Raw genomic sequence first — 12,554 nt, 5'->3', positions numbered from 1 at the left:
ATGATTCAAGATACAAGTAGCCAAGATACCCTTGTTGAAACGAAATCATCGCGAAAAAAATGGGTGGGTGTCTCCGTCATCATCTTAATCGCGTGTGTCTTTGGATATTTATTCCTTTCTTCTAGCACTAACGCTGGATTATCTAGCAGTCGTGATTCGCTGAAATTCAGTGCAGTAACGAAAGGTAATTTAATCAGGGATATTGTCACCACTGGCAGAATAATCGCATCAAATGCCCCGCAGCTCTACAGCCCTGAGCAAGGCTATGTCCTACTAAAGGTTAAGCCAGGTGATTCGGTAGAAAATGGGGATATTGTAGCAATAGTCGATTCTCCTGAATTACAGAATACTATGAAGCAAGAGCAATCTGCGCTAGCAAGCTTGCAAAGTGATCTTGCTAGGCAAGAGCTCGATGTACGTAGACAGGCACTTTTATTAAATAAACAAGCTGATATTGCCAACGTTGAATTGGTCGCTGCTCAGCGAGAAGAAAAAAGAGCAAAACTGTCTATCAAAGACCACCTCATTAGCCAGATAGATTTAGAAGAGGCACTAGACAACCTAGCTAAGGCAGAAGTGACTTATAAGCACGCCATTAGCGAAATTGAATTAGCAACAGATACGTTAGCTTTTGAGCTAAAGACTACGAAGGAGAAGGTTGCCAGGCAAGCTCTGGTTGTTGATGACCTTACCCGCCAACTTGCCGATTTGACTATTAGAGCGAGCGTGTCAGGTGTCGTGGGGAACGTGTTAATTCAGCCGAATGCACTTGTTGCGAAAAATGAGCCATTAATGAAATTGGTAGATTTAACTGCTTATGAAGCCGAGCTCAACGTTGCTGAGAGTTACGCAAATGAGCTGGGATTAGGGATGAGTGTTGAGTTAAAAGTGGGTGTCCAGAAAGTGATTGGCAAACTGGTTTCAATATCCCCAGAGGTAGTCGATAGACAGGTTACTGCAAGAGTGCGCTTTCCTGAAAATAGTGTGCAGTCAATTCGTCAGAACCAACAGGTGTCAGCACGAATATTGTTAGAGAACAAAAGGGATGTACTTAAGGTAGATCGTGGGAGCTTCCTTCAAGCCGGCGGCACCACAGCTTATTTAGTCACCGGCGACCTTGCAGAGCGAATCGACATTCAGATTGGTGCAACCAGCATTCGAGAAGTCGAAATCCTCAGCGGCTTGCAAGAAGGCGATGAAATAATAGTTTCAAATTACGAACAGTTTAATCAAGCGGCTACAGTACTTCTGCGCTAATAAAAAGGATAAATAGCAATGTTGACCATGAATAACGTAAGCAAAATATACCAAACGAACAGCGTACAAACCCATGCACTAAGAGACTTTTCCTTAACCGTTAATGAGGGGGAGTTTATCGCCGTTACTGGGCCTTCTGGCTCTGGGAAAACAACGTTTTTAAACATAGCTGGTTTGCTCGAGCCGTTTACCACAGGGCAATATACCTTAGACGGTGTCGATATCGGCGGGCTTTCTGACAATGAAACTGCTGACCTAAGAAATCAGAAGATTGGGTATATATTTCAGGGGTTCAATTTAATACCTGATTTGAATTTATATGAAAATGTTGAAGTGCCCCTGCGTTATCGAGGCATTGCCGCTAAAGAACGTAAAATTAGAATTGAACAATGTTTAGAGCAAGTTGGACTAGCCAGCAGAGCGAAACATTTACCCCAACAGTTATCTGGCGGGCAGCAGCAGCGTGTGGCAATAGCACGCGCTCTTGCGGGCAAGCCTCGTTTCTTACTTGCCGATGAACCTACGGGAAATCTGGACAGCCTTATGGCACGCCAAGTCATGGAGCTACTGGAAGAAATAAACAAAAATGGCGCAACAATTGTGATGGTAACTCATGATGCAGAATTGGCCCGCCGAGCGCCTAGAAATATTCAAGTGGTAGACGGGCAGTTAGCCGACTTTACGTTGTATCAAGGTAAACCGACAGTAGCAGCCACCCGCAACGATGAAACCGTTGTTGCGTCAGGAGTATAATATGTTCTTCCATTATATCGATTTGAGTTGGCGAAGTATTAAACGCACGCCTGTCATTAGTTTTTTGATGGTGTTCGCCATTGCTATTGGTATTGGACTGACTATGACAAGTCTGTCGGTTTACCACATGATGTCGATGGATCCCATTCCCCACAAAAGTGGCGCTATTTTTTATCCGCAGCTGAATATCATGGACGATGGCAATGAGTGGCATTCATCTGACAATCTACCTTATCAACTGACCTATCAGGATGCCGTGAACCTGTACAACGCAGATGTTCCAGTACCTAAGTCGCCGAGTTTTAGAAGTGGCTTCTCTGTGCATCTTAGTTCGCCTGACGTGAAACCTACTATGGAGCCCGCGCGATTGGTGAATAGTGAGTTCTTCACTATCTTCGACCGACCTTTTATTTATGGCGCCCCATGGTCCTTAAACTCACAAGACACCCACGAGTATGTAGTAGTGATCTCGGAAAAAATAAACAACCGTTTATTTGCGGGTGAAGATTCGGTTGGTCAACATATTTATCTTGACAATAATAGTTACCGAATTGTGGGTGTCACAGCGAATTGGGATCACCATGTAAAGTACTACGACGTGAACAACGGTGCGTTTAATTCCTCTGAACAGCTCTATATTCCTTTTGGCATTGGCGCGCTAGAAGAAATTACCACATGGGGAAACTTAAACGGCTGGAAGCATGAGGGGATGAAAAACTATCAAGACTTAATGCATTCAGAGCACGTATGGCTTCAATTTTGGGTTCAACTGAACACGGAAGAAGAGAAGCAACAGTTCGCCAATTTCCTAATGACCTATATGGAAGATCAAAGAGAAAAAGGGCGATTTAACCGAGAAGCGTTGGAATACAAGCTTAGAAACGTGACGGAATGGCTGGAGTACAACTCAGTGGTATCTGAAGATAACCGTATTCTGGTGGGGTTGAGTTTTATGTTCCTATTAGTGTGTGTGTCCAACATTTTAGGGTTACTGCTGGCGAAGTTTTTAAAGCGAGCGCCAGAGGTGGGTGTCCGAAGAGCACTAGGTGCCAGCAAGCGTCATATATTTGCCCAGCATATTGTTGAAGTATCAGTGATTGGATTAGCTGGCGGCTTGTTAGGTATTGTGATTGCGCAAATTGGTTTATGGGGAATTCGCGTGACCAACAGCTATTATGATGCCTTAGCAACTATGGATGTCTCAATGTTGCTCGCTGCGCCAATTATTGCCCTTGTGGCCAGTTTCTTGGCCGGACTGTATCCAGCATGGTTAGTGTGCAGAACACAACCCGCTATCTACTTAAAAAGCCAATAGGGAGCAAGCTATGTTAGACATTAAACCTATCTTCAACGCAATACGCCGCTCTAAAATTGGTGCTGTGCTTTTATTACTTCAAATTGCGCTTACTATGGCGATTGTTAGCAACGCGGCATTTATGATTAACGATCATGTTTCATATCTTCGCGAAGATACAGGGTTCCCAGAAAAGGAAATCTTTAGCTTGTCGGTTATGACATTTGGAAAAGACCGCTCTCTCAGTCAACAAGCCGAACTCGATGAAACAATGATTAGAAGCCTTCCTGGCGTAATTGACGCCAGTTTAATTCAAGCCATACCCTTGTCAGGTGGTGGTTCTTCATCATCAGTGCGTTTGAAGCCATCTCCAGAGAAATCTAAATCCATTAGCGTGCCTTACTATTATATGGATGAGCACGGCTTAAATACTTTTGGTATAAAACTACTTGAAGGGCGTAACTTTAGGCCTGAAGAAGTTATCGTTGGCAATGATTTCAGCGGTAATGGCCCCAATACGATTATAGTCTCTCAAGCCCTCGCTGATGCACTATTTTCTGATGGCGGTGCACTAGGTGAAACGGTTTATCTTAAAAATAGACCCCTTGAAATTATCGGTATTGTAGGAACAATGAAAAGCCCTTGGCCCAATGGTATGCGTGATAAAAACACGGCTATTGTACCGTTTATGGATGTGCAAAATTATCAACATATTCTAGTTCGAACGGATAAAACTGAAAGAGCTAATATCATGGCAAATATTGAACAGAATATGTTGGACGTTTACGATAAACGGGTCATCATTAATGTCGATGGGTTAGATAAAACCAAAGAAAACTATGACGCCACTGATGTGCTCATGATGCGTATGTTAATTGTATTGGTTGTTATTCTTTTACTGGTGACTGCACTTGGCATATTCGGGCTCACGCAATTCAATATTAGTAAACGCACAAAGCAAATTGGAACCCGACGGGCCTTAGGGGCAAGAAAGTCTGCTATCGTAAGGTATTTTTTAGTCGAAAATACCATGGTATGTATAGCGGGCTTACTGATAGGGGGAATAGCAGCAGTGGTTTTAGGTGATGTGATGATGAAATCCTACTCTATTTCATCATTAGAACCAGAATTCATCCTCGGTACTGCCGTGTTTATTTTTGTAATGAGCATAGTCGCCGTTATTTTTCCTGCTATGCGGGCCGCTAATATTTCCCCCAGTATTGCTACTCGTAGCATATAAGCCGTATTTAAGAAGTGTAGACATGACAAAAGTGTTAATTGTTGATGACAACGCCGCCGTATTAGAGGCGTTGTCATTATTGCTAGAAATTCATGGTTACGATGTGGTGACAGCCACCACGCCAAAAGCGGCGCTACAAATAGTTAATTACCAAGCGATTGGGTTAGTGCTGCAAGATATGAATTTCAGTGCAGACACCACCTCTGGCGAGGAAGGGCGCGAGCTCTTCTTTGCACTTCGTGAGCTAAACCCGCTATTACCCATTATTCTCATCACAGCGTGGACGGAATTAGAACAAGCAGTAGAGTTGGTAAAAGCGGGAGCGGCAGACTACATCCCAAAGCCTTGGGATGATAGCAAGCTTATTACTACCATTAAAAACCTTGTGGCGTTAGGGCAGGCCGTTAGCCAAAATAAAGTATTGAAGCAACAAGCGGCAAATTTTGACAATACGCGCCAAGCAGCAGTAAATATTGGATTAGTGTACGAAAGTGCAGCCATGCAGCGGGTGGTAGATATGTCGGTGCAGGTGGCTAAATCAGATGTGCCTGTTCTAATTACTGGGCCCAATGGGAGTGGTAAGGAAAAAATTGCTGAACTCATTCAGTCTCAATCACCGCTTAATCAGTCGGCATTTGTAAAGGTGAATGCGGGAGCCCTTCCTCAAGAGCTTATTGAAGCAGAGCTATTTGGGGCAGAAGTGGGGGCATTTACCAGCGCTAATAAAACGCGAATTGGCCGCTTTGAAGCCGCTAACCAAGGCACCTTGTTTTTAGATGAAATTGGCAACTTGCCTTTGTCTGGCCAAGTTAAATTATTGCGGGTATTGCAAACCGGTGAATTTGAAAAACTAGGCTCGGTGAAAACACAAAAAACGGACGTAAGAATTATATCGGCCACCAACTCTGATTTAACTCGAGACATCGCAAACGGTGCATTTCGCGAGGACTTGTTTTATCGATTAAATGTTATTGAAATCAATGTGCCGCCTCTCAATGAGCGAGGTGACGATGTGTTGGCCTTAGCCAAGCATTTTTTGCCTGGTCGAGATATTAGTCTCACTGGGCAGCAAGCACTGCAAGCCTATGCGTGGCCAGGAAATGTACGTGAGCTTGAGAATGTGTGTCGACGAGTTAGTATTTTGCACCCAGATGGTACACTTGATGCTGAAGACTTTGGTTTACCCTTCAACAATGGTGATACAAACACCGAGCAAAAAAGGGGAGTCGAGCCCAGCAAATCAGAGATAGAAGCGGCGCTTACAGAATTTAACGGCACAATATCTAAAGTCGCAAGGTACTTGGGGTTATCAAGGCAGGCCCTTTACCGCAGATTAGATAAATACGGAATTGATTATAAATCGTGAGGTTAATTAAAAATAAGATTCTAGTAGCTGCGCTTAGCGCAACGGCTATCGGTATGTCGCCTATGTTGTATGTAAGCGACTTGTTGGTTGTTCAAAAAGCGCTGCTTGTCATCACGTCTTTGTGCTTGTGCGCAACTGCAGTGAAAGTCTGTACTGCGCAAATAACTAATCAATTGGATGCCCTCGAAATAGGCTTGCTCAATTTTAAAGACGGTGAATTTTCATCAACACTGGCTTGTAAAACGAATGATGAGTTTGAAACCTTATGCCAGCTTTATAACGATACCGCAGAAACCCTTCGCCGAGAAAAACAGTGGTTGTATCAACGAGAGCTAATGTTAGACAAAGTGCTGCATAGTTCACCTGACGTTTTATTACTAGTAAACGATCAGATGCATGTAGTGCTGAGTAACCGCCAAGCCTGCGAGTTTTTCCACCCAACAAGTAAAGTGAAGGATAGTGCCTCACAGGCAAATAATGCCAGTAGGGTAGGTGCGAACAGCTTGGGTGAGAAAAGCATGGGTACCAGAAGCTTAGAGGGTTACACCCTTGGTACGTTACTTAAAAATAAACCTGATACGCTTAAAGATGTTTTGTTAGAAAATCGAGAAGGCCTATTTACTTTGCCGCAAGATGCCAGCGGTATTCAAACATGGCATATGGCTACCGGAACCTTCTTACTTAATAACCAAACTCACCGATTGTATATTCTTAAGCAAATGACTCGAGAGCTTAACCGACAAGAAGTGTCGGTTTGGAAAAAAGTAATAAGGGTAATTAGTCACGAGCTGAATAATTCCCTAGGGCCTATTTCTAGCCTATTGCATAGCGGTCAAATAGTGGGGCAACAAAACGGAGATACTCGTCTGGTGCGTGTATTCCATACCATCGAAGAGCGTATTGCCCATTTAAATCAGTTTGTCCAAGGGTATGGAAGGTTTGCCAAATTGCCTCCGCCGGTTTTGGCAACAATTGATTGGGATAAAATAACGGCGCAACTCAGCAATCAATGTGATTTCACGTTAACCATGCCAGAAGCTGTCGAGGTGAAAGCCGATGCAGTCCAAGTAGAACAGCTATTAATTAACTTACTGAAAAATGCCCATGAGTCGGGAGGAAACCCACAGGATGTGGAGCTCGTTATCAAGCAAACGGCCTCTCAAGTGATTATAGAAGTCCTCGATAGCGGAAAAGGCATGACGGATAGCGTAATGACAAATGCGCTGGTTCCTTTTTATTCCACTAAGGCGAATGGAAGTGGATTGGGGCTGGCGCTATGCCGAGAAATTACTGATGCGCATAATGGCCATTTAGTGATTCAAAACCGAAAAGACAAGGGATTATGCGTACGTTTTATTATTGATAAAACAACAAAGTAATAGAAAAAAAGAGGGGAACAGACGGGCGTCTGTTCCCCTTACGACGCTAAGCCAAGACCGTTTTTAACCTACGTCGAACAGGCATGTACAATGTATTGCAAATGAGAATGATTTGCAATGTCATTTTGAATTATTTTTGATTTATTTCTATATTGATCTCGATCAACTTCTCTAGAACCCTTTTATTTACCGCATTTCAGACTTGATCTAGATCACAAACCCTCCCCAAGAAATCGCTATCATTAACTTATTAACCCTGTGAGGAGAAACACTATGTTACTAAGTATGATTTCAGATCCCGTTGTATGGGGCTCGCTTTTAGGTATCAGTATAATTATTGGAATGGGCGTGTTTTATACATACATGTTTATGCACAACAGCGCAGAGCTTGATAAGTAGGCAGGGCTTTAGCCTGTAGCATTGTCCCTTAGGTCAAGAACCCTCAGTAAACAGGACTAAGTTTGCTATCGCTTATATTCTGGCGTGGGCACATCTAGCAAAACAAGCAATGCTGCTTGTCCGCCGTATTCAAGGGGCGCTTGGTGGAATGCATTCACGTGGGGATGCTGTATTAAGTAGTGGGGAAGCGCGTTTTTTAATACGCCTTGCCCAAACCCGTGCATAATAGAAACACAGTCTACCGACGCTTTGCGGGCGGCATAAATTAATGAGGCTATTTCGGTTTTTGCCATTTCTCGGGTCATACCATGTAAATCGAGCAAAAACTCAGGGGAATAGTCTCCTCGTCTAAGCTGCTTTAGTACATGCGTCGGCACGCCTTCTCGGCAATACCGCATGGGTCCATCTTGTGGAAGTACGGCTTGGTACATATCTGAAAAGCTGAAACTCGCCGCTACCTGCTTACTGCCTTTAAGGTGTTTAACCCCTGCCATTTGTTTTTTCTTTTCAAGAGCAACCTTCTTATTCGGTACAATCTTGTCCTGCTCAATGGGCTTTACACCTTGCATAGCATCAGCAAATGAGAAGGTGTCTTCAATCACTTTGGGCTTCTCAGTGCCTTTTTTCATGGCTTTTAGTTCTTTTTTAAATGCTTTCATTATGAACCGATATGCAAATTAACGTGGGCGCAGGCGTTATCTTTGGGTATGATACCAGCTTTCATATTCCTGATGTACCCAAGCTCTTATGACCGACAAGTTTTACTTAGAAGAAGCCATCGAAGATTTACACAGCATACTTGATATGATTCGGTGGGCTACCAGTCGATTTAACGACGCCGCCCTCTATTTTGGTCATGGTACCGATAACGCTTGGGATGAAGCATTGAGCCTTACTATGCAAGCGCTGCACTTGCCGCATTCGTTGTCTGAGCATGTTGGCGACAGTATGTTGTCATCACGACTTACAAAAAGTGAGCGGGAAAAAATTGCTGAGCTTGTTTTAAAACGTGTGCAAACTCGTATGCCACTGCCTTACATTACCAACGAAGCTTGGTTTTGCGGCATGCCATTTTACGTTGATGAGCGCGTGCTTATTCCTCGCTCTCCGTTTGCGGAACTGATTCAAAATAATTTTGAGCCCTTCGTTAAAGAAGCGCCGTCGCATATTTTAGATATGTGTACCGGTGGTGGTTGTATTGCGATTGCGCTTGCGCATGCGTACCCCGACTCACAGATTGATGCGGTAGATATAAGCGAAGATGCTCTTGAAGTGGCTGATATTAATATTCAAGAGCATCAACTCAGTCACCGTGTTTACCCCATTCATTCTGATTTATTTACTAATTTAACCGGGCAGAAGTACGATTTAATTGTATCAAACCCACCTTATGTTGATGCTGAAGACATGGCCGACTTACCTGATGAATATCATCATGAGCCAGAGCTTGCATTAGCGGCCGGCGATGACGGGTTAGAACTTGTGGATATTATGCTGCGTAAAGCACCACAATACTTAACCGACAACGGCTGGTTGTTCATTGAAGTAGGTAACAGCGAAGTGCACATGGACACTCGCTTCCCAGGCCTTGAAGTCATTTGGCTTAGCTTTGATAATGGCGGGCAGGGGATATTTGCCGTGAACAACACAACATTAAAAAACTATTTTAACAGCAAGGATTAATTCTAGATTATGTCAGGCAACAGCTTTGGAAAACTCTTCACCGTTACTACATTTGGAGAAAGCCACGGTATCGCCATTGGTGGTGTTGTTGATGGTTGCCCTCCAGGCCTCACGTTAAGTGAAGCTGATTTACAGGGCGATTTAGACAGACGTAAACCTGGTACATCCCGTTATACCACCGCCCGTCGTGAAGATGATGAAGTGCAGATTTTGTCTGGCGTGTTTGAAGGAAAAACCACGGGTACCAGTATTGGTTTGTTGATTAAAAATAAAGATCAACGCAGCCAAGACTACTCAAATATCGCTGACCGTTTTCGCCCAGGCCATGCTGATTACACCTACGATCAAAAGTATGGTTCTCGTGATTATCGCGGTGGTGGTCGTTCTTCTGCCCGTGAAACCGCGGTACGTGTTGCGGCGGGTGGTATTGCTAAAAAATATTTAAAAGAAGTACATGGCGTTGAAGTACATGGGTACCTTTCTCAATTAGGGCCAATTAGCGTTGAGAACGTTGATCATACAGTAACGAACACCAACCCTTTCTTTTGCCCTGATGAAAGCAAACTTGAAGCACTAGATGAATACATGCGCGAGCTAAAGAAATCTGGCGATAGCATTGGTGCTAAGGTTTCAGTAGTCGTTAAAAACGTTCCAGTGGGTTTGGGCGAGCCAGTATTCGATAGATTAGATGCCGACATTGCTCACGCGATGATGGGTATAAATGCAGTTAAAGGCGTCGAAATTGGCGATGGCTTTGAGGTTATCAACCAAAAAGGCAGTGAGCACCGTGACACGCTCTCACCCGAAGGTTTCCTATCAAACCATGCTGGTGGCGTTTTAGGCGGTATTTCAACAGGGCAAGATCTTGAAGTGCATATGGCACTTAAGCCAACCTCAAGTATTTCGGTGCCAGGCAAAACCATCAATAAGCAAGGCGAAGAAATTGAAATTATCACCAAAGGTCGTCACGACCCTTGCGTGGGTATTCGCGCAGTGCCAATTGCTGAAGCAATGATGGCAATAGTATTGATGGATCATTACTTACGTCACCGTGCACAAAACGCTTCTGTGGTATCGACGACGGCCCCTATCGCGGGTCAGGCAGGCAAAGCTGAATAAGCGCTAATAAAACGCAAACTAAGCGCTAAGTAAACAGCGCGTCAGTAAAAATAGTAACAACCCAATTTATTCCCTTCATACACCACAGGTAATATTACTTGTGGTGCTATCGCATACGGAGTTGTGCAGTGCCATTCGCTAATTTGCCTTTTGCTAACCATAAATCACTTATTGTTCTCGCCTTAACCTATTGGCTGTACTTTGGTCAATTAGGCGTGTTAGTTCCTTACTTGGGCATATTTCTTGATGGTCGTGGCTTTAGCTCTGCTGAAATAGGGGAGCTTTTCGCAGTGATAACCCTTGCCCGTATTTTAGGGCCTGGATTGTGGGCTGGCATTGCCGATAGAACCGGCAATGCGGTAAGTGTGTTGCGGCTAGGTAGCTTTCTTACGGTAGCCACCTTTTGTTCGGTATTCTTATTTGAAGGTTTTTGGGGGCTTACCCTTTCCTTCGGCTTAATGATGATGTTCTGGACTGCGGTTTTACCTCAGTTAGAGGTTATTACTATGAAGTCTGTAGTGGGAACTAAAGCCAGCTATGGACTTATTAGGTTGTGGGGAAGTATCGGCTTTATTTGCTTAACCGTCGGCGTAGGTAAAGCCTTAGACAGTTTTTCTACTGAAACGCCTGTAATCGTGAGTGTAGGCGTACTATTACTCTTGTTCGTGACCACGTTATATATTCAAGCTCCGAAAGCGAGTGCCGAGAAACACACAGCTACTGGAAGCATTTGGCAGTATGCCAAACAGCGCCCTTTTGTGGTTTTTATTTTTGCTTCAATATGCTTACAAATTAGTTTCGGTGCCTATTACGGCTTTTTTGCGTTGTACATGCGCGACTTGGGCTACAGCGGTCAGCAAACGGGTTTATTCATCGCTCTTGGTGTATTGGTAGAAGTGGTTATTTTTCTTATTGCCAGCCGTTTAACTGCACGTTTTGGCGTATGGAATTTGCTGTTTGCCAGTTTGCTATTAACAGCACTGCGTTGGTATGCGTTAGCGGCAGCGGCCGATAATATGGCGGTGATATTACTCAGCCAAGTGATTCATGCATTAAGCTTCGGATTGACCCATGCGGTATCGGTACACTTTATCCACCAGTTTTTACCACCGGCATTCCACAGCCGAGGTCAAGCTATCTATATTAGTGTAGCCTTTGGATTTGGTGGCGCATTTGGTAATTACATGGCAGGGCAGCAATGGAACCAAGGCGCCAATGCTTACGAAACTTTTGCCACCGCCGCGGTGTTCTCTGCGATAGGGGCGATTTCCTTGTTTTTCTGTAAGCGCAAGCAACTTATGTAGATGGTTTCTTCCTTGTAAAGCTTGTTTCATTAAAGCTTTTGTCCAAACCTACCTTAGTTAAGATAACCAGCTATACTGAATCAAACGTGAAGTGATACTAGTATGAAAATTAAAAAGCGTCATGCTGTAATAGCTAGCAGTATCTTTACCTAAATTGATTTACACGCGTTGACGTTAGCATTCTCATTATATTAATTGAGGGGTGTTTGCATGAATCCACGCTCTGAAGTGGTGTGTAGTAAAAAATTTCCCCACGCGGCTTACAGCATCGAGATTGTTGGCTCTACACTTATTAGTGAATTAGATGGCCAGTGGTCTACTGAAATATCGAATAGTTACATTACCGATGTTAAGCAAGAGGTTGCCTCAAGATTTAACATGCATTGGCTACATATCGTGCTGTTAGATAAGTGGGATTTAACCACCTTTGATGCAATGGAGAAGTTTACCCAATACGGAATATGGTGTTACGAAAAGGGCGTTAAAGCAACGTTTTATGTATATCAAACTAATCCAGTCAAGCGCTACCAGCTGGCTACAATGTTGCCCGAACGAGCCAAGAATTACGTAAGCTTTCACGTGGAAAGCATCGATGACGCATTTCTCTACGCTTCTCAAAACGGCTTTTTAGAGGAGCCTAAACCCAATCAAACGATTAAGACACTGAATGGCTAACATACTCATACGATTGCTTTAGCGCTTTAGGCTCTGGAAGTAAGATTTAAGAGTGTGCATTTAGCTGACGCCCCCAAATAACAGA

Annotated in this window: 12 protein-coding genes; 11 read left to right on the top strand and 1 reads right to left on the bottom strand. The window is 43.8% G+C overall.

Going from position 1 to position 12,554, the window contains the following annotated elements; all coding sequences use genetic code 11:
* From AV939_RS09445 to AV939_RS20015, 7 genes are all read left to right on the top strand, one after another.
* Entirely contained in the window at positions 1-1,257 is a 1,257-nt protein-coding gene (locus AV939_RS09445) for an efflux RND transporter periplasmic adaptor subunit (RefSeq protein WP_057793144.1), read from the top strand.
* 18 nt (positions 1,258-1,275) lie between these two features.
* Positions 1,276-2,010: an ABC transporter ATP-binding protein gene (locus tag AV939_RS09440; RefSeq protein WP_057793142.1), complete on the top strand. Its 735-nt coding sequence runs from the start codon at positions 1,276-1,278 to the stop codon at positions 2,008-2,010.
* 1 nt (position 2,011) lies between these two features.
* Complete coding sequence (locus tag AV939_RS09435; RefSeq protein ID WP_061997596.1) at positions 2,012-3,325, top strand: ABC transporter permease; 1,314 nt, start codon at positions 2,012-2,014, stop codon at positions 3,323-3,325.
* Between the two features lie 10 nt (positions 3,326-3,335).
* Complete coding sequence (locus AV939_RS09430; protein WP_061997595.1) at positions 3,336-4,544, top strand: ABC transporter permease; 1,209 nt, start codon at positions 3,336-3,338, stop codon at positions 4,542-4,544.
* A gap of 22 nt (positions 4,545-4,566) precedes the next feature.
* Positions 4,567-5,910 (top strand): sigma-54-dependent transcriptional regulator, encoded by a 1,344-nt coding sequence (locus AV939_RS09425; RefSeq protein ID WP_061997594.1) that lies wholly within the window; start codon positions 4,567-4,569, stop codon positions 5,908-5,910.
* Complete coding sequence (locus tag AV939_RS09420) at positions 5,907-7,289, top strand: sensor histidine kinase (protein WP_061997593.1); 1,383 nt, start codon at positions 5,907-5,909, stop codon at positions 7,287-7,289. The genes AV939_RS09425 and AV939_RS09420 overlap by 4 nt, the downstream gene beginning before the upstream one ends.
* A gap of 273 nt (positions 7,290-7,562) precedes the next feature.
* On the top strand, positions 7,563-7,688 hold the full coding sequence (locus AV939_RS20015; RefSeq protein ID WP_082604951.1) for a DUF3149 domain-containing protein: 126 nt from the start codon (positions 7,563-7,565) through the stop codon (positions 7,686-7,688).
* A 65-nt stretch (positions 7,689-7,753) separates the two neighbouring features.
* On the opposite strand, the gene smrB is transcribed toward AV939_RS20015, so the two are convergent.
* On the bottom strand, positions 7,754-8,347 hold the full coding sequence (smrB, locus tag AV939_RS09415) for an endonuclease SmrB (protein WP_061093583.1): 594 nt from the start codon (positions 8,345-8,347) through the stop codon (positions 7,754-7,756).
* Positions 8,348-8,435: 88 nt separating this feature from the next.
* On the opposite strand from smrB, the gene prmB reads away from it, so the two are divergent.
* The 4 genes from prmB (at position 8,436) to AV939_RS09395 (ending at position 12,469) form a co-directional block, all read left to right on the top strand.
* On the top strand, positions 8,436-9,371 hold the full coding sequence (gene prmB / locus AV939_RS09410) for a 50S ribosomal protein L3 N(5)-glutamine methyltransferase (RefSeq protein WP_057793133.1): 936 nt from the start codon (positions 8,436-8,438) through the stop codon (positions 9,369-9,371).
* Between the two features lie 9 nt (positions 9,372-9,380).
* A complete protein-coding gene (gene aroC / locus AV939_RS09405; protein ID WP_057793131.1) occupies positions 9,381-10,490 on the top strand; it encodes a chorismate synthase in 1,110 nt (369 codons plus the stop codon).
* Positions 10,491-10,618: 128 nt separating this feature from the next.
* Positions 10,619-11,794, top strand: a complete 1,176-nt coding sequence (locus AV939_RS09400; RefSeq protein ID WP_057793129.1) for an MFS transporter — start codon at positions 10,619-10,621, stop codon at positions 11,792-11,794.
* 210 nt (positions 11,795-12,004) lie between these two features.
* Positions 12,005-12,469 (top strand): hypothetical protein, encoded by a 465-nt coding sequence (locus tag AV939_RS09395; RefSeq protein WP_061997592.1) that lies wholly within the window; start codon positions 12,005-12,007, stop codon positions 12,467-12,469.
* Positions 12,470-12,554 lie beyond the last annotated feature (85 nt).

This window comes from Alteromonas sp. Mac1 (assembly GCF_001562125.1).
In the GTDB taxonomy this organism is placed as follows: domain Bacteria; phylum Pseudomonadota; class Gammaproteobacteria; order Enterobacterales; family Alteromonadaceae; genus Alteromonas; species Alteromonas stellipolaris.
This window is presented reverse-complemented; position numbering and strand designations above follow the sequence as displayed.